General features: G+C 66.9%; 20 protein-coding genes. 8 read left to right on the top strand and 12 right to left on the bottom strand.

Annotated elements, in window-relative coordinates; translation table 11 throughout:
• Positions 1 to 95: 95 nt before the first annotated feature.
• From GM672_RS01820 to GM672_RS01810, 3 genes are read left to right on the top strand one after another with little or no spacing between them, the layout of a single operon-like run.
• Positions 96 to 1,592, top strand: a complete 1,497-nt coding sequence (locus tag GM672_RS01820; RefSeq protein ID WP_170299892.1) for an NCS1 family nucleobase:cation symporter-1 — start codon at positions 96 to 98, stop codon at positions 1,590 to 1,592.
• A gap of 16 nt (positions 1,593 to 1,608) precedes the next feature.
• On the top strand, positions 1,609 to 3,006 hold the full coding sequence (gene hydA, locus GM672_RS01815) for a dihydropyrimidinase (RefSeq protein WP_155468826.1): 1,398 nt from the start codon (positions 1,609 to 1,611) through the stop codon (positions 3,004 to 3,006).
• Between the two features lie 33 nt (positions 3,007 to 3,039).
• Positions 3,040 to 4,311, top strand: a complete 1,272-nt coding sequence (locus GM672_RS01810) for a Zn-dependent hydrolase (protein WP_155468825.1) — start codon at positions 3,040 to 3,042, stop codon at positions 4,309 to 4,311.
• A 68-nt stretch (positions 4,312 to 4,379) separates the two neighbouring features.
• Here the strand turns inward: GM672_RS01810 and GM672_RS01805 are convergent, their stop codons facing one another.
• Positions 4,380 to 5,282 (bottom strand): LysR substrate-binding domain-containing protein, encoded by a 903-nt coding sequence (locus GM672_RS01805; protein WP_155468824.1) that lies wholly within the window; start codon positions 5,280 to 5,282, stop codon positions 4,380 to 4,382.
• Positions 5,283 to 5,382: 100 nt separating this feature from the next.
• On the opposite strand from GM672_RS01805, the gene GM672_RS01800 reads away from it, so the two are divergent.
• Complete coding sequence (locus GM672_RS01800) at positions 5,383 to 6,123, top strand: sulfite exporter TauE/SafE family protein (RefSeq protein ID WP_155468823.1); 741 nt, start codon at positions 5,383 to 5,385, stop codon at positions 6,121 to 6,123.
• A gap of 56 nt (positions 6,124 to 6,179) precedes the next feature.
• Positions 6,180 to 6,635 carry a membrane protein insertion efficiency factor YidD gene (gene yidD, locus GM672_RS01795; RefSeq protein WP_155468822.1) on the top strand — a complete coding sequence of 152 codons (456 nt, stop codon included), beginning with the start codon at positions 6,180 to 6,182 and terminating at the stop codon, positions 6,633 to 6,635.
• On the opposite strand, the gene GM672_RS01790 is transcribed toward yidD, so the two are convergent.
• Entirely contained in the window at positions 6,636 to 7,574 is a 939-nt protein-coding gene (locus GM672_RS01790) for a LysR family transcriptional regulator (protein WP_155468821.1), read from the bottom strand.
• A 252-nt stretch (positions 7,575 to 7,826) separates the two neighbouring features.
• Between GM672_RS01790 and GM672_RS01785 the strand changes: the two genes are divergently transcribed.
• Complete coding sequence (locus GM672_RS01785; protein ID WP_155468820.1) at positions 7,827 to 8,270, top strand: thioesterase family protein; 444 nt, start codon at positions 7,827 to 7,829, stop codon at positions 8,268 to 8,270.
• A 4-nt stretch (positions 8,271 to 8,274) separates the two neighbouring features.
• On the opposite strand, the gene GM672_RS01780 is transcribed toward GM672_RS01785, so the two are convergent.
• The 10 genes from GM672_RS01780 to GM672_RS29915 form a co-directional block, all read right to left on the bottom strand.
• Positions 8,275 to 10,632, bottom strand: a complete 2,358-nt coding sequence (locus GM672_RS01780; RefSeq protein ID WP_229417508.1) for a S9 family peptidase — start codon at positions 10,630 to 10,632, stop codon at positions 8,275 to 8,277.
• A 56-nt stretch (positions 10,633 to 10,688) separates the two neighbouring features.
• Positions 10,689 to 12,215, bottom strand: coding sequence for a response regulator (locus GM672_RS01775; RefSeq protein WP_155468819.1), 1,527 nt, complete (start codon positions 12,213 to 12,215; stop codon positions 10,689 to 10,691).
• A 7-nt stretch (positions 12,216 to 12,222) separates the two neighbouring features.
• Positions 12,223 to 13,974 carry an ATP-binding protein gene (locus tag GM672_RS01770; RefSeq protein ID WP_155468818.1) on the bottom strand — a complete coding sequence of 584 codons (1,752 nt, stop codon included), beginning with the start codon at positions 13,972 to 13,974 and terminating at the stop codon, positions 12,223 to 12,225.
• Complete coding sequence (locus GM672_RS01765; protein ID WP_155468817.1) at positions 13,971 to 15,005, bottom strand: ATP-binding SpoIIE family protein phosphatase; 1,035 nt, start codon at positions 15,003 to 15,005, stop codon at positions 13,971 to 13,973. Before GM672_RS01765 ends, GM672_RS01770 begins: the two co-directional genes overlap by 4 nt.
• Positions 14,990 to 15,406: an ATP-binding protein gene (locus GM672_RS01760; RefSeq protein ID WP_229417507.1), complete on the bottom strand. Its 417-nt coding sequence runs from the start codon at positions 15,404 to 15,406 to the stop codon at positions 14,990 to 14,992. Before GM672_RS01760 ends, GM672_RS01765 begins: the two co-directional genes overlap by 16 nt.
• 21 nt (positions 15,407 to 15,427) lie before the next feature.
• Positions 15,428 to 15,784, bottom strand: coding sequence for an STAS domain-containing protein (locus GM672_RS01755; RefSeq protein ID WP_155468816.1), 357 nt, complete (start codon positions 15,782 to 15,784; stop codon positions 15,428 to 15,430).
• Positions 15,785 to 15,791: 7 nt separating this feature from the next.
• The gene (locus GM672_RS01750; RefSeq protein ID WP_155468815.1) at positions 15,792 to 16,658 is read right to left on the bottom strand and encodes an STAS domain-containing protein; all 867 of its coding nucleotides are present in this window, start codon (positions 16,656 to 16,658) and stop codon (positions 15,792 to 15,794) included.
• Positions 16,659 to 16,810: 152 nt separating this feature from the next.
• A complete protein-coding gene (locus tag GM672_RS01745; protein ID WP_155468814.1) occupies positions 16,811 to 18,586 on the bottom strand; it encodes a glycoside hydrolase family 2 protein in 1,776 nt (591 codons plus the stop codon).
• Complete coding sequence (locus GM672_RS01740; protein ID WP_260098577.1) at positions 18,583 to 19,332, bottom strand: TonB-dependent receptor domain-containing protein; 750 nt, start codon at positions 19,330 to 19,332, stop codon at positions 18,583 to 18,585. Before GM672_RS01740 ends, GM672_RS01745 begins: the two co-directional genes overlap by 4 nt.
• Before the next feature lie 115 nt (positions 19,333 to 19,447).
• Positions 19,448 to 19,582, bottom strand: a complete 135-nt coding sequence (locus tag GM672_RS29915) for a hypothetical protein (protein WP_260098579.1) — start codon at positions 19,580 to 19,582, stop codon at positions 19,448 to 19,450.
• A 975-nt stretch (positions 19,583 to 20,557) separates the two neighbouring features.
• Between GM672_RS29915 and GM672_RS01735 the strand changes: the two genes are divergently transcribed.
• Together GM672_RS01735 and GM672_RS01730 are read left to right on the top strand one after the other, a co-directional pair.
• Complete coding sequence (locus tag GM672_RS01735; RefSeq protein ID WP_155468812.1) at positions 20,558 to 21,898, top strand: acyltransferase family protein; 1,341 nt, start codon at positions 20,558 to 20,560, stop codon at positions 21,896 to 21,898.
• Positions 21,899 to 22,128: 230 nt separating this feature from the next.
• The coding region (locus tag GM672_RS01730; protein ID WP_155468811.1) for a J domain-containing protein at positions 22,129 to 23,075 on the top strand (947 nt) is incomplete at its 3' end.

Raw genomic sequence — 23,075 nt, 5'->3', positions numbered from 1 at the left:
GCCAGCAGGGGGCTGTTCTTCAGGACTGTCCCCGGTCTTTGCAGTTGTCGTTGCAGTTGTCGTGATCCAAGCCTTTCAACCGACGGAGAGCCGCAGTGAACCAAGACCTTAACAAGAACAGCAGCGACCTGTGGAACGAAGATCTGGCGCCCACCAGCGCCGCCCAACGCACGTGGCGCTGGTATCACTTTGCCGCGCTGTGGGTCGGCATGGTGATGTGCATTCCGGCCTACACCTTGTCGGCCAGCCTGATCGAAGGCGGCATGTCCGCCTACCAGGCCGTGCTGACGGTGTTCCTGGCCAATGCCATCGTGCTGCTGCCGATGCTCGCCATCGGCCACGCCGGCACCAAGTACGGCATTCCGTATGCCGTGCTGGCGCGGGCCTCGTTCGGGACGGCCGGCGCCAAGCTGCCGGCGCTGATGCGCGCCGTCGTGGCCTGCGGCTGGTATGGCATCCAGACCTGGTTCGGCGGCCAGATGATCTACACCCTGCTGGGCGTGCTGATGGGCAGCCCGATCGGCGGCGACAAGCTGCCGGGGCTGGGCATCAACCTGGCGCAGCTGCTGTGCTTCCTGGCCTTCTGGGCCATCCAGTTCTACTACATCGTGCACGGCATGGAATCGATCCGCAAGCTCGAGACCTATACGGCGCCGCTGAAGATCCTGATCTGCTTCGTGCTGCTGTGGTGGGTGTACGACAAGGCGGGCGGTTTCGGCCCGCTGCTGGACAAGCCTTCCGAATTCGTCGAAGGGGGCAAGAAGGCCGGCCAGTTCTGGTCGACGTTCTGGCCGTCGTTGACTGCTATGGTGGGCTTCTGGGCCACCTTGGCGCTGAACATCCCCGACTTCACCCGCTTCGCCAAATCGCAGCGCGACCAGCTGGTGGGCCAGTCCGTCGGCCTGCCGGTGCCGATGGGATTGCTGGCCGCACTGGCCGTCATCGTCACGTCCGCCACCGTCGTCCTGTACGGCAAGGCGCTGTGGGACCCGGTCGACCTGGCCAGCCGCATGACGGGCGTGGCCGTGCTGGTGGCGCTGATCGTGCTGCTGGTCGATACCGTCAGCGTCAACCTGGCCGCCAACCTGGTCGGCCCCGCATACGACTTTTCCGCGCTGGCGCCGAAGAAGATCTCGTACCGCACGGGCGGCTACATCACGGCCGCCATCGCGCTGGCGATGATGCCGTGGAAGCTGCTGGAAACCACGGAGGGCTATATCTTCACGTGGCTGATCGGCTACTCGGCGCTGCTGGGCCCCATCGCGGGCGTGCTGATCGTCGACTACTATTTCGTGCGCAGGACGGAGCTGGACGTGGCGCAGCTGTACCGCGACGACGGCATCTACTCGTACGGCAGCGGCTGGAACATGGCCGCCATCGTCGCCTTCGTGCTGGGCGTGCTGCCGAACATCCCCGGCTTCCTGCATGCCGCCTTCCCGGCCGCCTTCCCCACGACGGCGGACATCTTCAAGACCATTTATACCTACGCCTGGTTCGTCGGCATCGCCATCTCGGCCGTCGTCTACGGCGCCCTGATGCGCGGCAAGACGGCGCCGGTGCTGGCGCCGCCGGCACGCACCCTGCATTCCTGAACGAGAAGGAGACGCCATGACACTGATTATTCGCGGCGGTACCGTCGTCAACGCGGACCGCGCCTTCAAGGCTGATGTACTGTGCGACGGCGACAAGATCGTCGCCGTCGGCGAGAACCTCGACGCGCCCGCGTCGGCCCAGGTGATCGACGCCAGCGGCCAGTACGTGATGCCCGGCGGGATCGATCCGCACACGCACATGAACCTGCCCTTCATGGGCACCGTGACGGCCGACGACTTCTTTACCGGCACGGCGGCCGGGCTGGCCGGCGGCACCACGACCATCATGGACTTCGTCATTCCGAACCCGCAGCAGTCGTTGCTGGAGGCCTACCACCAGTGGCGCGGCTGGGCCGCCAAGGCCGCCGGCGACTACACCTTCCATGTGGCCATCACGTGGTGGTCGGACAGGGTGCGCGAGGAGATGGGGGAGCTCGTGCAGAAGCACGGCGTCAACAGCTTCAAGCACTTCATGGCCTACAAGAACGCCATCATGGCCGACGACGAAACCTTGGTGAAGAGTTTCCGCCGTTCGCTGGAACTGGGCGCCATCCCCACCGTGCACGCCGAGAACGGCGAGCTGGTCTACCAGCTGCAGCAGGACCTGCTGAAGCAAGGACTGACGGGGCCGTCGTCGCATCCGCTGTCGCGGCCACCGGCCGTGGAGGCGGAGGCGGCCAACCGCGCCATCGCCATTGCCAGCGTGCTCAATACGCCGCTGTACATTGTCCACGTCTCGTGCAAGGAGTCGCTCGATGCGATCACGCGGGCCCGCGCCACGGGCCAGCGCGTCTACGGCGAAGCGCTGGCGGGCCACCTCGTCATCGACGACAGCGTCTACCAGAATTCCGATTTCGATTTCGCCGCCGGCCATGTGATGAGCCCACCGTTTCGCGGCAAGGAGCACCAGCGCGCGCTGTGGCAGGGCCTGCGGGGCGGCAACCTGCACACGACGGCGACGGACCACTGCACCTTCTGCGCCGAACAGAAGGCGGCCGGCCGCGACGACTTCACGAAGATCCCGAACGGCTGCGGCGGCGTCGAGGACCGCATGGCCGTCGTGTGGGACGCAGGCGTCAACGGCGGCATCCTGACGCCTTCCGAGTTCGTCCGCGTCACGTCCGCCAACGCGGCGCAGATCTTCAATATCTATCCGAGGAAGGGCCTGATCGCCGCCGGCTCGGATGCCGACGTCGTGGTGTGGGACCCGGAAGGCACGCGCACCATTTCGCAGGCGACGCAGCATGCCAAGGGCGGCTTCAACGTCTTCGAAGGGCGCACCGTCAAGGGCATTCCCAGTTCGACGATCGCCGCCGGCAAGCTGGTATTCCACCGGGGCGAGCTGATGGCCCAGGAGGGCGCGGGCCGCCATATCGACCGTCCCGCCTTTGTGCCCGTCACGGCGCAGGCTTGAACCTTATAACCAGGCGTACACCCAGGAGCAGACATGAACGAAATGCGCAATGACTTGAAGGAGGACGCGCTGGCCGGCTTGCGCGTGGACAGAGAGCGGCTGTGGGCGGCGCTGATGGAACTGGCCCGGATCGGGGCGACGGCCAAGGGCGGCGTCAAGCGCCTGGCCCTGACGGACCTGGACCGCCAGGGCCGCGACCTGGTAGTGGGCTGGGGCCGCGACGCCGGCATGAGCGTGACGGTCGACCAGATCGGCAATGTCTTCATGCGTCGCGACGGTACCGACAATACGCTGCCGCCCGTGATGACGGGCAGCCATATCGACACCCAGCCCACCGGCGGCAAGTTCGACGGCAACTACGGCGTGCTGGCCGGGCTGGAGGTGGTGCGCACCTTGAACGATCACGGCATCCGCACGCGCGCGCCGATCGAAGTGGCCTTCTGGACCAACGAGGAAGGCTCGCGCTTCGTGCCGGTGATGATGGGTTCGGGCGTGTTCTGCGGCGCCTTCACGCTGGAACACGCGTATGCGGCGCGCGACACGGAAGGCAAGACCGTCGGCGAGGAACTGGAACGCATCGGCTACAAGGGCGACCAGGTGCCAGGGGAGCATCCCATCGGTGCCTACTTCGAGACCCATATCGAACAGGGCCCCGTGCTGGAGGACGCGGACAAGGTGATCGGCGTGGTGCCGGCCGTGATGGGCCTGTCGTGGTACGACTGCACGGTATCCGGCATGGAAGCGCACGCCGGCCCGACGCCGATGCATCTGCGGAAGGACGCGATGCAGGTGGCGGCCCGCATCATTCCGGAGGTGGTGGCCATCGCCAACCGCTATCCACCGTACGGGCGCGGCACGGTCGGCATGATGCAGGTATTCCCCAACAGCCGCAACGTCATTCCCGGCCAGGTGAAGTTCTCCATCGACCTGCGCAATGTCACGGGCGAACTGCTGAATACGATGCATGAGGAGATGACGGCATTCGTCGAGAAGACGGCGCGGGAGACCGGCTTGGCCATCGAGCTGGAACGGGTGTCGTACTACCCGCCGTGCCCCTTCCATCCGGACGTGGTGGGCGCCGTGCGCAATGCCACCGCGAAGCTGGGCTACCCGGCCATGGACGTCGTCTCCGGCGCCGGCCACGACGCCATCTACGCCGCCCGCCTGGCGCCCTCGGGCATGATCTTCGTGCCCTGCAAGGACGGCATCAGCCACAACGAGATCGAGGACGCCAAGTCCGAACATCTGGAGGCGGGCTGCAACGTGCTGCTGCATGCCATGCTGGAGCGGGCCGGCACGGTGTAGTTGCCTTGAAAATGGGGACAGACCCCATTTTTTCGGCAACTTTCCGCGGCAAGAATACGGCCGCAAGCCTACGGTTGCGGCGCCGCCAGCGCATCGGCCAGCTCCCGTGCATAGCCGGGCAGCTTGGCGTAGCTCTGCATGCACAGCAGCAGCCGGCGCCGGGCCCACGGGTCGGTAAGCCGCACCACTTTCAGGTTGGCCGCGTCGCGCGAGCGCACGGCGGCCGATTCAGGCAGCACGGCCAGACCGTTGCCGCTGGCGACCATGCGGCAGATGGCGTCGAAGCTGCGCAGGCGCACGCGGTAGCGCAGCCGGTGGCCCAGCCGCAAGCCCTGCTCGCCGATGTACTGCTGCAGCGCGCTGTCGCCGGCCAGGCCGATGAAGTCGTATTCGACGCAGGCGGAAAACGGCAGGGCGCCGCTCCGCCGCACGCCTTTCGCCAGCGGGTGCGCCAGCCCCACGGCCAGCACCAGCCGGTCTTCCTTGAACAGCCGCGTTTCCAGCCCGCTGCTGTCGACGGCGTCCGTGACGATGCCGATATCGGCCAGCCGGTCGCGCATGGCCTGCACGATGTCCGTGCTGAGCCGCTCTTCCAGGTCCACATTCACGTGCGGGTGGGCCGCCATGAAGGCGGCCAGCACGTCGGGCAGGAATTCCGTCAGCGCCGACGTGTTCGACAGCACCCGCACATGGCCTTTCAGGCCGCTGGCGTATTCGCCCAGGTCGGCGCGCATGCGCTCCATCTGCTGCGTGATCAGGCGGGCGTGATGCAACAAGGTGCGCCCGGCGGCGGTGGGCTCCACGCCGCGCCGACCCCGCACCAGCAGCGGCACGCCCAGCGTGTCCTCCATGCCGCGAATGCGGGCGCTGGCTGAAGCCAGGGCCAGGTGCGCGTGGGCGGCGCCGGCCGTGATGCTGCCGCTTTCCGCCACGCGCTGGAACAGTTTCAGGTCGGTCAGGTCGAAGCGCATGAATACCTTGGAATGAATGCGGACAGCCTTCGGAGCAGCCGAAGGCTGGGCAAGTATATTCCACATTTTCCCAGGACGGTGCGGCTGGCACACTGCGTCCATGGAACCTCATTTCGTTACCCACATCATCTATGTCGGTGTCGTGTTTGCCCTGGCGGGCATGGTAAAAGGCATTACCGGCATGGGCTTGCCGACGGTCGCGATGGCGCTGCTCGCGTTCGTGATGCCGCCGATGGAAGCGGCTGCCTTGCTGGTCGTGCCTTCGTTGTCGACCAATGGCTGGCAGCTGCTGTCGGGCCGGCCCCTGTATCCGCTGTGGCTGCGCCTGCGCGGCATGATGGCCGGGATCTTTCTCGGCACGCTGGTCGGCGGCGCGCTGTTGATGCGCCTCGATGGTGGCGGCACCGTGCTGGGCCTGGCCCTGGTGCTGTATGCGCTGGTCGGCCTGTCGTCGTGGCGCTGGACCGTGCCGGCCCGGCACGAGCCGTGGATGGCGCCGCTGGTCGGCGCCGGTACCGGCGTGCTGACGGCGGCCACCGGCGTGTTCGTGCTGCCGGCCGTGCCCTACCTGCAGGCATTGAAGATGGAGCGCGATGAGCTGGTGCAGGCGATGGGCCTGTCGTTCGCCATGTCGACGATGGCGCTGGCCATCATGCTGGCCGCGCACGACGCCTGGCAGCCTGCCGCCGCCGGGGCCTCGTTCCTGGCCCAGCTGCCGGCGCTGGCCGGCATGCTGGTGGGGCAGCGGCTGCGCAAGCGCCTGCAGCCCGCGCTGTTCCGGCGCTGCCTGTTCGTGGTGCTGCTGCTGGCCGGCACCCACCTCGTGCTCGGCGAGGGATAGGTCTGGCGCGGCCGCGACACAGGGCGGTATCATGCCGGCTCGCCCCCGGAGAACCGATGAAAACCCTGCTGCTGGCCGCCATCCGCATGTATCGCCGTTACCTGTCACCCTACAAGGGCTTCAGCTGCGCATGGCGCGTCGCCACTGGCGGCGAAAGCTGCTCGGCCTACGGCTACCGGGTCATCGCTCGCCATGGAACTAAAGTGGGCATCGGCCTGCTGCGGCGGCGAATGGCGGCCTGTGGCGAACAGCATCGCCGCACCGCCGCGGCAGCGCTGCCGCGCCGCATGCTGTCCCCGGCCCTGCGGCGCCAGCGCGGCGACTGCGATCCGGGCTGCTGCGACATGCCGTCCTGCGGCAAGCGCCACGTTTTCAGCTTCATGGCCGACCTGCTCGGCAACGCGTGCTGCCATGGCGCCTGCGAGCTGGCCGACCCGCACAACTGGCGCAAGCGCAGGCAGGCGCCGAGGACGACAGCCAAGCCGGCGCCACGTGCCCGCCCGTGGCGCTGACTACTTCGGCGCCAGCGCCTTGGCCGCCGTCGATACCTGGTCGCGCAGCCACTTGTGCTCCGGGGCCTGGTGTACGCGCTCGTGCCACAGCTGATAGAAGCGCATCGGCGGGAACTTGACGGGCACGGTGAAGGTCTTCAGTGGCAGGGTGCGTTCGTAGAAGCGCAGGAACTGGCGGCCCGTCGTCAGCACCAGGTCCGTCTGCGTCAGCATGTAGGGAATCAGGCCGAAGTATGCCGATTCGACGGCGACGTTGCGGCGCAGGTTCTGGCGCTCCAGGAAGGAGTCGATCACGCCGCCATAGCCCGGCACGATCTGGGACGGCGCCACATGGGGCAGGGTCAGGTAATCGTGCAGGGTCATCGCGTCGCTTTCCGTGCGGCGGGCGTAAGGACAGGCCGCGTGCATGGCGCAGATGATGGGGTCCTCGAACAGCTTGGAGATGTGCAGGTGCTGCGGCGGCTCGTCCCAGTTGGCGATGACGAGGTCCATCTCGCCGTCCGACAGCATGCGCACATAGTCGATGCCGGGGCTGAGGTTATGGATCACGACGCGGCTGTTGGGGGAGCCGCGTCGCAGCAGCGCCACCACGTTCGGCAGGAACTGGCTGTCCAGGTAATCGGGCGCGGCAAGGTGGAAGGTGCGCGCTTCCTCCTGCGGCACGAACGGCGTCTTGCGGACGAACAGGTTCTCCGTCTCGTCCAGGATGCGCTTGGCCGGTTTCAGCAGGCTTTCGCCGTGCTGCGTCGGCACCATGCCGCGCGCGCCGCGCACCAGCAGCGGGTCGCCCGTCAGCTCGCGCAGCTTGCGCAGCGAGGCCGAAATCGAAGGCTGCGGCTGGTTCAATTTCAGCGCCACACGCGACACGTTCTTCTCCACCAGCAGCAGGTAAAGGATGCGGATCAGGTGCAGGTCGAGATGTTGCGGCAGGCTGGACATGGCTGGCTGACTATATGGACGCGAATATGTCGAATATACGCGAACTTTCATGTATGGGAAACCTTGCGGCCTGTCCCGGCTGGGCCGGTGTGGCGTGCGCGCAGCATATGCGGGTGCCGGACGGTGGTGCGGGAATCGGTTGGCCGGCCGTGCCGGATGGCGCCTGCGGGCGTGAATCGGGTCGGCGCGGTATCATCGGCAGGCAATGACGCACAACCGGCCGCCGGGGCGGCCACCGACCGGGGAGCAGACATGTTCGAACGCAGGATGATGGCCGGCTGGGCCGACATGGACTTCAACAGCCACATGGCCAACACCGCCTTTCTCGGCAAGGCGGCCGACGTGCGCATGCTCTTCCTCGCCGAAAACGGCTATCCGATGAGCGAGTTCCGGCGCCTGCACATCGGTCCCGTCGTGATGAAGGACGAGCTGTCCTACTACAGGGAAGTGGCGCTGCTGGAGCAGATCACCGTCACCCTGGCGCTGGCCGGGTTGTCCGAGGACGGCAGCCGCTGGCAGCTGCGCAGCGAGATCTTCCGGGGCGATGGCAAGCTGGCCGCCCGCATCGACAGCGTGGGCGGCTGGCTCGACCTGACCGCCCGCAAGCTGGTGACGCCTTCGCCGGCGCTGCTGGCCACGTGGCGCTCGCTGTACCAGACCGACGATCACCAGGTGCTGCCCAGCAGCGTGCGCTGAGACCTTACTTCAAGGTCCGCTCGAACAGCTGGTAGATGCGCCGGTACTGGTCGTACCAGCTTTCCGGCTGCGTATAGGCGTGCCGTTCCAGCGGATAGCTGGCCAGCTCCCAGTGGTCCTTCTTCAGTTCGATCAGGCGCTGCGCCATCCGCACGGAGTCCTGGTAGAACACATTGTCGTCGACCATGCCGTGGGCGATCAGCAGGTGGCCCTTCAGGCGGTCGGCATACTCGATCGGCGAGGACAGCTTGTACGCTTCCGGATCGAGGTCCGGCGTGTTCAGGATATTGGCCGTGTAGCCGTGGTTGTACGAAGTCCAGTCCGTCACGGGGCGCAGCGCGGCGCCGGCCTTGAACAGCTCGGGCTCGCGCATCAGCGCCATGAAGGTCATGAAGCCGCCATAGCTGCCGCCGTAGATGCCGACCTTGTCGATATCGCCCTGGTGCTGCGCCGCCAGCCATTTGGCGCCGTCGACGTAGTCCTCCAGCTCCGGGTGGCCCATCCGGCGATAGATCGCCGTGCGCCAGTCGCGGCCATAGCCTTTCGACGCGCGGTAGTCCATGTCCAGCACGATGTAGCCCTTCTCGACCAGCAGGTTGTGGAACATCTGCTCGCGGAAGTAGTTCGAGTAGCGGTGGCTGACGTTTTGCAGGTAGCCGGCGCCGTGGACGAACATCACCACCGGATACTTCCTGCCCGGCTCCAGGGTGGCGGGGCGATACAGCTTGGCCCACACGGGCTGGGCGCCGTGGGTGGACGGCACCGCCACGAAGCGCGGCATGATCCATTCACGGGCCTTGAACTCGGCGCTGCGCGTATCGGTCAGCTTGACGGCCGCGCCACCGGCGGCCGGAACGATGGCCAACTGCGGCGGCACGTACGGAGCCGAATGGCGCACCAGCAGCTTGCGCCCGTCCGGCGAAGGCGTGAACTCCTCCACGCCGCCATCGAGCTGCGTTACTTCACGCACGGCGCCGTCCTTCGTCACGGCGCACACTTCGTATTCGCCCGGCGTCTTGCGGTTGCACATGACCCAGGCGGCCGAGCCGTCGCCGTTCCACGTGACCTGGGTGGCTTCCCAGTTGCCGCTCGTGAGCGCGCGCTGGCGGCCGTCGGCACCCAGCGTGTACAGGTGCGAGTAGCCCGATTCCTCGGACAGGAACCACAGGGTACGGCTGTCGGGCAGCCAGCCGAATTCGTTGTAGCTGTTGTTGATCCAGGCCTGGTCGGTGGCGCGGTGGCGCGGCTGCAGCGTGCCTGCGGCCAGGTCGACGGTGGCAAGCCAGCGGTCCTTGTTGTCCACGGCGCGGATCATCACGGCCAGGCCGCTGCCGTCGCGGCTCCAGGCGATGCCGTTGCCCTCGTCGTCGTCCAGGCGCGCGGCGCGGTTGCCCTTGACCGGTTCGAGCTTGCGGGCCGAGCGCATCGCCGCCAGCGGATCGGTGGCGATGCCGGGCAGGGCATCCAGCGGCAGGTCGCGCAGCTTGCCGGTGCGCAGGTCCGCCAGCTTCAGGGTCTGCGCCAGAGGCAGGTTGCGGCCCACGCGCGGGCGCTGGTCGTCGAATTCCTCGTAGCCCGATTCCGTCACGTAGCGGGGCAGCTTGCCCACGCGGCCGTTGTCGGCCTGCTTCGGCGACGTCGCCAGCAGCAGCCAGCGGCCGTCCGGCGACAGCGCGCTGGCGTCGATGACGACCTTCTCGCCCAGGTAGAACGGCGCCGGCGCGCGGGTGGCGTCGGCACGGCGTTCGACCTCGGTGCGGGCGCGGCCGGCGTCGCGGTCGTCCTTCTGGCGCTTCAAGGTCGAGATCAGGCGCAGCTGCAGGGCACGCAGGTAGTCCTCGTCCGCATCGGCGGCCGGGTCCTTCATCGCGCGCGGCAGGGCCACGGGCGCCACCAGGCGCTCGGCGCGGTTCCAGCTGAACCAGTCGTGGCCGATGCGGAACTGCACACTGGCACCGTCGCTGGAATACTGCGGGTCGGCCGCCGCCGTGGTGTTGCGGGTAATCTGCGTCAGCGCGCCCGTCTTCAGGTCCCGTTCGAACAGGTCGCCGTTACGCAGCATGACGGCGCGGGTGCGCTCGCGGTTGAACACGGGAGCCGGCGCATCGAGGCTGGCCAGCGCCGAATCGGCCACCTTGCGCGGCACCGGGCCGGCGGCATAAATGTCGCGCAGCGGCGAACCGATGCGCTTGTGCTTGTAGTAGGCGGTCTTGCCGTCCCAGCTCCACCAGGCCGATTCGACGGGCGTGCCGATCCAGTCGGGATTGGCCATGGCCTGGTCGAGGGTGATGGGGGTGGCGGAAAATACCGGGGCAGCGGCCAGTAGCGTGGCGGCAAGGGGAATGAGGACTGAAAGGCGCATGGGAGGGCCGGGGCCGGACCCGCCGGGTCGACCCCACTAATTGGTTGTAATTAAAATCAAGGCCGCATGAAAGTGCGGACCGTGTCGTTCAAGGTTTCCATGTTGACCGGCTTGGTCAGGTGGTGGTTGAACCCGGCGGCCATGGCGCCCATGCGGTCCTTGTCCTGGCCGTAGCCGGTCAGGGCGACCAGCACGGTCTTGGCCAGTTGCGGATTGCGCCGCATGGTTTCGGCCACTTCGACGCCGCTCATGTCGGGCAGGCCGATGTCGAGGAAGATGACGTCCGGCTGCAGGCGCAGGGCCGCCTCGATGGCGCTGGCGCCGTCGTTGGCCATGTGGACCTCGTGGCCGGCGAACTGCAGCAGGGCGCTGACGATTTCGGCCGAGTCGACATTGTCGTCCACCACCAGGATGCGATAGGCATCGGTGGGGCGGGCCGCCGGCTTGGCGGTGCCGCAGTCGGTTGCGTCGGCTTGCGGCGTGCCGGCCTGGGTCGGCAGGCGCACCTCGAAGGTGGCACCCTTGCCTTCGCCCGCGCTGTGGGCCTGCACATCGCCGCCGTGCAGCTTGACCAGCGTGCGCACCAGCGACAGGCCGATGCCCAGGCCGTCCTGCACCCGGTCGGGCGAATGGCCGGCCTGGGCGAACAGGTCGAAGATCGATGCTGCCTGTTCCGGATCGATGCCGATGCCGTTGTCCGTCACGCGGATGACGGCATCCTGGTCTTCCAGGCAGGCCGTCAGCGCGATGCGCCCGCCCGGGGCGGTGAACTTGGCGGCGTTGTTCAGCAGGTTGCCGACCACCTGGGCCAGGCGCACGCTGTCGCCGTCGATCCAGATGTCGTGGTCCGGCAGCTGCACCGTCAGCAGGTGCTGGCGGCTGGCCATGTTCGGTTCGGCCGTCTCGACGGTCGAGCGCAGCAGGGCGCACAGCTCCACGGGCGCGCGCCGCAGCGCGATCTTGCCCTGCGAGATGCGCGACACGTCGAGCAGGTCGTCGACCAGGCGCACCATGTGATCGGTCTGGCGCAGGATGACGCGGCGGGCGTTTTCCTGGGCCGGCGAGGCATGGGGATCGAGGCTGCGCAGCAGCTCGACGGCATTGCGGATGGGTCCCAGGGGATTGCGCAGCTCGTGCGCCAGGATGGCGAGGAACTCGTCCTTGCGGCGGTCCATGTCGCGCAGTTCGCGCTCGACGCGGCCCAGCCGCAGCAGCGCGCGCACATTGGCCACCAGCTCTTCCGGTTCGATCGGCTCGAACAGGTAGTTGTCGGCGCCGCTGTCGAGCGCGCGCACCTTGTCGGGAGATGCCAGGTAGGAGGCGGAAGTCTGCAGGACCAGCACCATGGATGTGTGCGGGTCCTGCTTCAACTGGCGGCACACCTCGAAGCCGTTAATGTCGGGCAGCTTGGTGTCGAGCAGCACCAGGTCGGGCGACTCGTTCTGCACCTTTTCCAGCGCCTCGGTGCCGCTGCCCGCTTCGATCACGCGCAGGCCTGCCCGCTGCAGGATGCGCGTCTTGGCATAGCGTGCCGCGTCGGTGTCGTCGACGTTGAGGATCAGGGGAGGGGGCGCAGATACCATGGTTCCTCTAGTGTACCTTACACAAGGTGTTCAATTGTGCCAACAGGTCTTCCCGTGCGACCGGTTTCGACAGGTAGGCTTCCGCCCCCAGGGAGAAGGCCTTCTGCCGGTCGGCCACCTCGGAGGCGATGATGACGGGCACATGCTTGCGCCGTTCGTCGTTCTTGGTTTGCGCCAGCCAGCGCCACGTGTCCTCGCCCTGCAGGTACAGGTCGAGCACGACGGCGGCCGGCTCCTGCACGGCCCAGGCCTGGTCCGCTTCCCAGATGCTGCGCGCGCTGACGGCGCGGTACGGGGTGTTGCGGAAGTAGCTGCGATACAACAGCATGGTCGAGCGGTCGTCTTCCACCACCAGCACGGGAATGCCGCCCGCCTCGCCCGCGGCCAGCGCGCCGCGGAAGGCCAGCGGGTCCGGCATGGCGTCGAAGGCGACGGGAATCGTGGTGGAGAAGGTCGAGCCTTCGCCCGGCGTGCTGCGCAGGTTCACCGAACCGCCCAGCAGCGCGGCCAGCCGCCGGCACAGGGGCAGGCCCAGGCCCGTACCCTTGATCTTGTGCTGCAGCCGGTTCTCGACCTGCGAGAACTCCTCGAACACGATCTGGTGGTGTTCCTGGGCGATGCCGATGCCCGTGTCCTCCACCTCGAAGCGTACCGCGTCGCCGTTGGGCAGCAGGGTGGCGCGCACCTTCACGTGGCCCGCCTCGGTGAACTTCAGCGCGTTCGAGATGAAGTTGCGCAGGATCTGCGACAGCTTGGCCTCGTCCGTCATCATCGCGATGGGTTGTTCCGGTTCGTCGAACAGCAGTTCGACCTTGGTGCTCACCAGCAGGGGCCGCAGCATGCCGCGCAGGGCCGAGAACATTTCGCCCACGTCGAAGGCGACGGGGCGCACGTCGATCTTGCCGGCTTCGATCTTGGCCAGGTCGAGCAGGTCGTCCACCAGTTCGTTGAGCGACTCGGCGCCCTTCATGATGAAGCGCACCTGCTTTTCCTGTTCGTGACTGAGCTCGCCGTCGACCCGCTCCAGCAGCAGCCGCGTCAGGGCCCGGATGGAACTGAGCGGCGTGCGGAATTCATGGCTCATATTCGACAGGAAGCGCGTCTTCATCTCGTCCGCGCGGCGCAGGTGGTCGGCCTTTTCGTCCAGCTCCGCATACAGGGCCACGACGCCGCGGTTGGTGTCCTCCAGCTCGCGCGTCAGTTGTACCAGCTCGTCCTGGCGCGCCTTCAGTTCCGACAGCGTCGCCAGCAGCTCGCGGTTCTGCTGCTGCACTTCGGCCACCGTGACGTCCGGCGACAGCGCGGCCAGCTGGGCGCCCATCGCGCCGATCAGGGCGTTCGTTACCAAGGGGGCGTCGTGCGGCAGCAGTTTCTTGAGCGTGACGCCGGTGCCGCCGGGCCCGGACTGAATGTCGAACTGGTCCATCAGGCGGCGCGCGCCCAGGATGCCCATGCCCATGCCCGTGCGCGACTGGTAGCGGCCCGACAGCACCAGGTCCAGGTCGGCGATGCCGGGGCCCTGGTCCTCGACCCGGATCACCAGCAGCTGCGGCACGGTTTCGCCCTCGATCGAGAACTCGACGCGGCCCGAGCCGGCATAACTGTAGACGTTGCGCGTCAGTTCGGAGACGGCGGTGGCGATGCGGGCCTGGTCCTGGTTGCCGAAGCCGCAAAGCTGGGCGATCTGGCGCGCGCGCTGGCGCGACGCCACCACGTCCAGCTCCTGCTGGACCGACAGGTTCAGGATGCGCAGGCTCATTGGATCCAGCCCCGCCGGTCACGCAGCACCAGCACCGTGACGTCGTCGCGGCCGCGCGTGAAGTCGCGGTACAGCACGGCGGCAACGACGGCCGGATGACAGGCCGCGAGGCCATAGTAGTCGTTCAGGTCCCAGCGCGCCGTCAGGCCGTCCGAATGCAGCACCAGCAGGCCGTCGCGCGCCCACGTGGACGGAAATTCCTGCACCTTGCGCATATTGCTGCCGACGATGCCGTTGTGCGACACCAGCTGGCGCCGCTCGCCGCCGGCGAACAGGTGGGCGCTGATATTGCCGATGCCGGCGAAACGCAGCTCATCGCGCAGCATGTCGATGCGCACGGCCGCCGCGGCGGCGCCGCGGGTGGCGCGCAGGGCGGCGTGGGCATCTTCCAGCAGCACCGCGACGGTCTGTTCCGGCTTGGCCATCGTGACGACGCAGGCCAGCTCCGATGCCTCGGCCGCCAGCGGGCCATGACCCAGGCCGTCGGCCACCAGCACGGTGGCGCCGGTGGCGTCCACGGCCAAAGCCCAGCTGTCGCCGGGGATATCCTCGCCGCGCATCGGCAGGCACACGGCGCCGTGCAGCAGCGCATCGAGCAATCTTTCGCTGCTGCGCTGCCACAGCGCCATCATCACCGCCGTGCCCTTGCCGGGCGCGCTGTAGATATCGAATTCGCAGGCCAGGCGCCGCATCGCGCCCATGCCGACACCGTAGCTCCCGGCCGTGGAGGTGCCGTCGGCCATGCTGGCCGGCAGGCTGGTGATGCCCGGGCCCCGGTCCAGCGCGATGATTTCGATGCCCCGTGCCGCCCCCGAGTGCAGGGGGCGCAGCAGGATTTCGCCGTGCTGCGCGTGCTTCAGGATATTGGTGGCGGCTTCGCTGACGGCGATGGCCACCTTGCCGGCCTCGGTCTCGCCGAAGCCCAGGCGCACGCACAGGTCGGCCGCGGCCCGGCGCGCGGCGCCGATCTGGCTCGTGTCCGCCACCGGGTGACAGGTCTGCCGGCCCTGCGCGGCTAGAATGGTTTCCATTTGCTGATCTTTACTGTTGTACCTTCGCCAGGAGCGGAGACGATATCGAATTCGTCCGCCAGGCGTTTGGCGCCGGACAGGCCGAGGCCCATGCCGCCGCCGGTGGTGTAGCCGTCGGTGAGGGCCTTGGCCATGTCTTCGATACCCGGGCCATGGTCGATGAAGGTCAGCGACACGCCCTGGCGCATGCCCTGCCAGAGTTTCAGCATATGCGCCTCGCCGCCGCCGCCGTAGCGCAGCGTGTTGCGCGCCAGTTCGCTGGCGGCGGTGATCATCTTGGTCTGGTCGATCAAGCTGAAGCCGGCAGCGATCATCAGTTCACGCACGGCCTGGCGCAGCCGCACCACGTCCTCGTCGGACCGGATCGGCAGCACCAGCGCGTCGACGTCGTTATTGCTCAAGGAAGCCGCCTTTCGATGAGGTTAGTCCGCCAGCCGCTGGAGCAGGGCGATGCCTTTTTCCACGTTCAGCGCGGTGCGCACGCCATGCAAGGTCAGGCCCAGCTCGACCAGCGTGATCGCCACGGCTGGCTGCATGCCGACCAGCACCGTGCGGGCATCGAGCACGCGCGCCATCGCCGCCGTGTTGCTGATCATGCGGCCGATGAAGGAGTCGACGATGTCGAGCGCCGAGATGTCGATCAGCACGCCGCGCGCGCGGTCCTTGACGATACGTCCGGTCAGGTCGTCCTGCAACGTCATGGCCAGGCGGTCATGCATGTCGACCTGGATGGTGACCAACAGCAGGTCACCCATCTTCAGAATGGGAATACGCTCCATGGCCGACTCAGTTGGCCTGTTCGGCGCGCGTGACGGTGGCGCCGACGCGCTTCAGGGCGATCAGGAATGCATCGGCCAGGGTGGCCTTGGTGATGACGTCTTCCAGGTTCACGCCCAGGTGCACGATGGTTTGCGCGATCTGTGGGCGGATGCCGCTGATGATGCAGTCCGCACCCATCAGGCGCGCGGCCGCCACGGTTTTCAGCAAGTGCTGCGCCACCAGCGTATCGACGGTGGGCACACCGGTGATGTCGATGATGGCGATCGATGCGCCCGTCTCGATGATCTTCTGCAGCAGGTTTTCCATCACCACCTGGGTGCGCGCGCTGTCGAGGGTACCGATCAGCGGCAGGGCCAGCACGTCCTTCCACAGCTGCACCACGGGGGTCGACAGCTCCAGCAGCTCCTGCTGCTGGCGCATGATGACCTGCTCGCGGCCGCGCTGGTATTCCTCGACGGTGAACAGACCCATGCGGTCGAACAGGGCGCCCGTGTCCGTCACTTCCGTCGCCAGCGCGGAAGGATCGTCCGACAGGGTCTGGCGCAGCAGCGCGAACAGCGGCTCTTTCAGCGAGAAGATGAAGGTGGCCGTTTCGGTCGGCGAGAAGCCCTGGCGCACTCGTGCCGCCGACATCTCGCTCAGTTGCTGGCGTACCTCGGACCAGGCCGGGGCGTCGAAATCATAGGTCTGGCCTTTTTCGACGGCCTTGACGACCAGGGGGATGAAGCGGGTAGCCTGCTGGCGGATATCGGCTTCGGCCGCCTTGTCGCGGCGCACCATGCGGGACATCATCCCGCCCAGCCAGCCTTCCAGCAGAGCCTCTTGGTTCTCATTGAGGATTTTGGCCAGGTGGCCGGTCATTGCCAAGCTCATACGGTCTCCATGGAAGAGAAAAATTTACTGTGAACAAGCAAGTGTAGCAGGTCACGGCATGGAGACATGAAACGATTGGAAATATTTCCTTCCTGTTCAGTTGTATTGGAAGAAATGCAACAAGGAAATAAACCTGCCGGCGGCGGGGTTCTTCAGTCCGGGCGGGAGAAGAACAGTTCGCGGTGCAGCGCCGCCAGCCGCTCCGGGTCGAATTTCGGCTCGCGCCCATAGGTGAGCAGGCCGTTCTGCTCGTGCTCGACGTCGGTAAGCTGGGTGTAGCAGATGCCGGCCAGCGCCGTCAGGCTGGCGATGCCGGCCATCAGGTCGCGGTACTGGTGCCACAGGTCTTCCGTGGTGGCGGCATTGCCGTAGTAATCGAACAGACGGTCGCGCTGCTGGCCGGCCGGCTGCATCAGGAAGCCGCCCACTTCGCTCAGCACGACGGGCTGGCCCCGGTACTGGCCGCCGGGCAGGAACAGGGGCTTGTCCTTGTACCAGCCCTTGGCGGGCGGCTGGCCCGTGCGCTGCATGTCGGCGTAGCGCGCCACCAGCTTTTCCGCCGGCTGCGAGTAGTCGTGGATCGAGCAGATGTCGGTCAGGTTGGTGTGCTCCCAGCCGTCGTTGTCAACGATATCGCGGCTCGGGTCGATGCGGCGCGTGCGCATGGCGAGGCGTTCCAGGAAGGCCTGCTGGCCCGGATGGCGCCGCAATGCCGGGAAGCCGAAGCTTTCCACCACCGGCACCCAGGCCACGATGGACGGGTGGTTCAGGTCCCGTGCCACGGCCCGTTCCCACTCGGCCAGCAGCGCCTCTTCCGCCGCCAGCGACCAATTGCGCGCGTTCGGCATCTCTTCCCACACCAGCAGGCCAAGCCGGTCGCACCAGTACAGCCAGCGCTCGGCCTCGATCTTCTGGTGCTTGCGCACGGCGTTGAAGCCCATCTTCCTGATCCACTCGACGTCGGCGCGCAGGGCCTCGTCCGATGGCGCGGCCAGCAGCGTATCGGGCCAGTAGCCCTGGTCCAGCACCATGAGGAGGAAGGTGCGCCGTCCGTTCAGGTAGAAATGGGCGTCGCGCGCGGAAAAGTCGCGCAGGCCGGCATATGACGTGACGCTGTCGAGCACCACGCCGTCGCGCACCAGCCGCAGGCGCAGGCCGTACAGGTGCGGCTGCTCGGGGGACCAGGGGCGGGGCTCGGCCAGCTGCAGCTGCAGCGATGCGCTGGCGCGGGCGGCGTCCGTAGCGGCACGCGCGACGACGGCCGCGTCCTCGTCAAGGGAGGCCAGCACGTCCAGTTCGACCGTCCAGCTGCCGGCCGGCGCATGCAGGTGCACGTCCAGCGCCAGGGTGCCGTCCGGCGCGGCCTGCGCGAGGCGCAATCCGTCGAGCCGCATCGCCGGCACGGGTTCGAGCCAGACGGTCTGCCATATGCCGGTGGTGCAGTAATAGTAGATGCGCACGGGGACGCCGGACGCGGACTGCTTGCCGCGCGGCTGGCACGGGTCCTGGCGGTCCTCGACACGCAGGGTGACGCGGTTTTCGCCTTCACGCAGGAAGGGCGCGATATTGAACGAGAACGGCACATGGCCGCCCCGGTTGCGGCCCGCCAGCCGGGCGTTGATCCACACTTCGGTTGCATAGTCGACTGCGCCGAAATGCAGCAACAGGTCCTCGTCGGCCCAGCCGGGCGGCACGGTGAAGCCGCGGCTGTACCAGACGATTTCGTGGATGTCCCGCGTGCCCAGGCCCGAGCGGGCGGCCTGGTAGGGAAAGGGCACGTCGATGGCCAGCGGCAGCGCGCGGCCATCCTGCCAGCCCTCGGTGCGGCCGATATCGTCATCGTCGAAAGCGAATTCCCACGTGCCGTCAAGGCTCATCCAGGTGGCGCGGCGCCACTGCGGGCGCGGGTGCAGGTCGGTATCGGTCATGCCCGCATGATAACCAAGGTGGTTTTTGCTTGCAGCTGCGGTGCGTGGGGTCTCACTAGGCCACTTGCGTCGTGCCAGCGGCACCTCATGGTGCACCCGCAATGCCGTCGTGCCAGGTGTGACGGTGCTGCGCACGTAGGTGCATACATTGCTGCCGTCGTCGCCGGTGTACGAGCGCAAGGGGGCGTCGGCTGGTGCAGCAGGTTGGCCACGGCGACGCGCAGCTTGCCGGCGGGGCTGCCATCCTCATTCGAAATACAGGTCGAGCGTGCGCACCCGACTAACCCCGGTGGCCAGCATGGCTCTGGTGCGGCTGGCGGCGCCGGCCTGTAGGTGAAATTGACGCCGCCGCTCCAGGCCGAGCCTCCGCGGTAGTCGGCGCCCAGGCTGGCTGCCAGCGGCAGCCGTCCGTCCAGGCGGTTGCCGGGCCCCGGCACGGCGGCGATGCGCGACCAATGGCGGCTGGCGTCGGCATGCACGTCCAGCGCCGGGGCGCCTGCCAGCAGGCTGGCGAGCGGCAGCTTCGCGTCGAACTCCAGGCCACGCGCGGCGGCGCGGCCTTGATTGAAAGGCATCGATACCCAGGCGGCGCCGTCGCGGTACAGCCTTTTCACGGTAACGTCGTCGATGCGGCGCGCGTAGCCCCCAAGGCTGACGACACCCATGCCGGCGAAGTAGGCCTCCCGGCCGCCGTCGACGCCCCATGCCAGGTCCGGCCGCAAGGCAGGATTGCCTTCGATCGGGATTGGCCGGGCCGTTTTCGTTGTTGACCGTATAGAGGCGCGGCACCAGGTCGCGCGTGGCCGGCGCCTTGTAGGTGCGTGCCAGCGCCAGGCGCCACTGGCCCCGTTCCGGTATCTTTCACAAGGCCTGGAATACGGGGCTGGGCACGCCCGAACGGGTAGTGGTCCGTGCCAGCGTGCGCCCGTGCGTGGCCGTGCGAAGGCCTTCCCAACGCAGGCCCAGGTAGGCCTGCAGGCCGGGGCGGATTCCCACTGGTCCGGCACGAACGTTGCGGCGCGCCTGACGCCGGCCGTGTAGTCCTGCTCCAGCGTTGCCACAGGCAGGGTGTCTTGCCGCAGTCGCGTCCCACGCCTTCGCGTGTGGCCCATGTCCCAGCCGGCGGCAAAGGCCTAGCCCGGCAGCAGCGGAGCAGCAGCTCGCCGGAGCTGCCGGCGGTGTCGTCGCGCGCGCTGGACAGGGCGCTGCGCACCAGCGTCGGCGTGGCACGCCGGCCGGTCCTTTCGAACAGCTTGTCGCCACGGCGCGGATCCAGGCCAGGTCGCTGCGCAGCGCATCGGGCCGGGTGGTCGATGTCCAGTGCGACAAGGGCGGGCGGCTCGGTGCGGCCAGCAAGGTCGTCTCGGCCGCGCTGCCCCGGTTCGACGCATCCGTCACGTTGACCAGGCCTTGCCACGCCAGGGTGTCGCCGCCGGCCAGGTGCGGCTCACGCGTGGCGCCAGGCTGGCGTTGCGGAAAGTCGCGCCATGATGTTCGTAGAACACGCGCAGCGTCGGCGCCGCACCGCCGTTACCGTCGTTACGTTCGGTCGCCCGCGGGCTGCGCTTGGCGGGGACGGCAAGACAAAACGGGCGGGGCAGGACCAGGCCCCTTGCAGGTTGGTGAATTTTAGTATTATAATTACAAGAGTTTCAGCACTCGACAGGGTAGGTGCTGGCACCGCTGAGCAGTATTTGCCCTGATGTGCCTGGCTTCGTGGTGCCGCGTGCGATGTCCCGGTCCGGACTGGCACCGTACTTCCAACGCCGACACCGCGTGCAGGCTGTTGTCGCGCGCCAAAATTCCCTGAGCAGGCTGATATGCATTGCGTGTGCCATCCCCTGGTCTGCGCCTCAGGGAAGTCGCGAGTACGGGCAAGGCATCGGTGGTCCGGGAGCCAGCCCTGTTGCGGTGCGTCGAAAGAAAAAGGTTCACCGTTGGGAACCCCTCTAACAAGCAGAACGCCGTGACATGAAAATAGAAAAGATTGAGTCCGGAGTCGGCCATCCCGGGGACCTGAAAGCTGTCCCCAGGAAAAAGGGATTCTGGGCGCTGAACTGGCTGCGCTTCATTCTGGCGATCTACATCGTCCTCTTCCACACCCTGAAGAATTACCCGGCTATCGATGGTACCTGGTACGAAGCGGCCCTTGGCCTGGGCAATATGGCGACCAGCCTGTTTTTCGCACTGTCGGGCTTCCTGCTGACCTATGCCTATGTGGTGAAGAAGAACGGTCAGCGCGTCGACACGCGCAATTTCCTGATCGCGCGCTTTTCCACCTTGTATCCCCTGCATATTGCCGGGCTGCTGTTGTCGCTGGTGCCGGTCGTCTACGCCATCTACAACCGTGGCGGCATGAGTGTTCCCATCGACGTCAGCGGCACCGCAACCCGTATGCTGGATCAGGGCGAGTTCCTGCTGGCCCTGGCAATGAATGCATTGCTGCTCAATGCGTGGAATCCGTATTACCTGTCGTTCAATTATCCGTCCTGGTCGCTCTCGGCCCTGGCCTGCTATTACCTCGTGTTTCCCGTGATCGCGCCCGGCATTTACCGGATGAAGTCCCCCATAGCTGCCATCGTGCTGCTTGGCGTGGTGTTTCTGCTGCCTGGCGCCATCGCCGACGCGCTGCACCGCACCGACGTTTTCACGGATGGCCTGTTGCACAGGAATCCCATTATCCGGCTGCCCCTGTTTGTCGCCGGCATGGTGCTGTGCGTGCTCTTCGCGCGCAGCCGGAATGTCGGCTCCGCGCTGCAGGTAGGCTCGCTCGTCACCGTGATGGTGGCAACGGTGGCCATTGCCGTCGTTCTGCGCCATGAAGGCGCCCATTTGCACATGATCAAGAACGGGCTGTATTACCCGTCCAGCCTGGCGCTGATCTGGCTGTGCGTCTGCATTCCGCCGACTTCCAATCGCTGGCTTACCTATTGGGGCGAGCGCCTGGGCGCCGCGTCGCTGCCGCTGTTCCTGCTGCACGGCCCCTTGTTCTCCCTGTTCCGTGTATGCGAACGGTATTGCTGCGCCGTCCTGGCCAGCGCCGAATGGAATGTCGGCGCCATCGCGGCGCTCAGCCGCACCATCGAGCAGTCCGTGCCCGTGTTTCCGGTCTACCTTGTTCTGCTGGTCATCATCTGTATCGTCGTCCAGGAACGCGTCGTGGCGCCGTTGCAGGTCACGATCCGCAATTACCTGTCGCACCGCAAGGGCAGCGACGTCGAGAAGAAAACCGAGCTGGCGCTCAGGGAGCCCGTCGTACCCGAGGCGAACCTGCCGGTTGCCGGAAGTCATAACAGCACGGCACGCCTGTAGTCCGCGGTGGCGCCACCGCGCCGCCTGCCGTTTCGATGCCGGAGCGGCCTGGTCTTCGGCGACTTGGCGCCATTCTGACGCGATTTTGTTGTTTTTGAGTCATTTTTGCCGACCAAACGGCTAAGTTCCGTTTTGGCAATATGAATTCATTATAGTATTTCGGCTTGCTGCCCAGCCTGGTAACAGCTGGTATCTGTATACCCCGAAACCTATTGCAACAGTCAGATCCGATGACGCATAGTCAATGCCTTTACGAGTGCCTGAAAGTCACCCGCGACGCGCCCGCCGAAGTGATCCGCGCGGCCTATCGTTCACTCTCGCAAAAACACCATCCCGACAAGAATATCGGCAACCAGGATGCCGCATCGATGATGTCACGCCTGAACTTCGCGTACAGCGTGCTGTCCGATGCGGAGCAACGCAGGCGTTACGATGCGCAGGTTCTCCGCCAGCGGATCCACGGCAGCCATCCTCACGCGTTCCACGAACCGGCAGGCGATGACGATTATGCGTCTGCCGATGCGGCAACTGACGCCGCCGCCGCCCGGGGAGGGAGAACCGCGCCCGGCTCCTTCGAGGCGGGCAAGAGCGGTGGCTTGCTGCACCTGCTGCGCAAGTATGCGGCTGGCCGTGACGGCAAGCTTGCAGCCGTCCTGCTTGGCAGCTGCATCGTTCTCGTGGTCGTGATTTTCTGGCGGGATTGGACAGAGCAGCAATCGATGCTGCTGCTGGAGCAGGCGGCGGTGCAGGCGCGTGGCGCGGCCGCGCCCGCGGCGCATGCCGACGACGATGCGTCGGGCACTGCATCCATCGGCGCGATCCACATGCCGGAGGCTGCCGGCCCACAGGTGGTCATGCAGGAGACGGCGCCCAAGGCACCGGCGGTACCGGAGAGTCCAGCGCCTGCGTCGAAGGCCTCGGAGCTCGAGCGCCTGACGGCCATGTTGAAGAGCATGGGCCTGGGCTTGCACAGGTTGGACCTGCCGACGCCGCCACCGAACGAAAAACGGGTTCCCGCCCGGGCAGCGCCCGCCGAATCGGATAAGGCTGCTATGGCGGCAACGGCGACCTCCGCACCGTCGCGCTCCGCGGCGCCCGCGCCCGTCGTGCCGCCCGAGCCGGCGCGTGCGCGCGAAGAACCGGAGCGGGCGGCAGCGCCCGATGCCGATGCGAAGGC

This window comes from Pseudoduganella buxea (genome assembly GCF_009720835.1).
Taxonomy (GTDB): Bacteria; Pseudomonadota; Gammaproteobacteria; order Burkholderiales; family Burkholderiaceae_D; genus Rugamonas; species Rugamonas buxea.
Note: the sequence above shows the minus strand (reverse complement) of the source record. Positions and strands in the feature narration are given on the sequence as shown.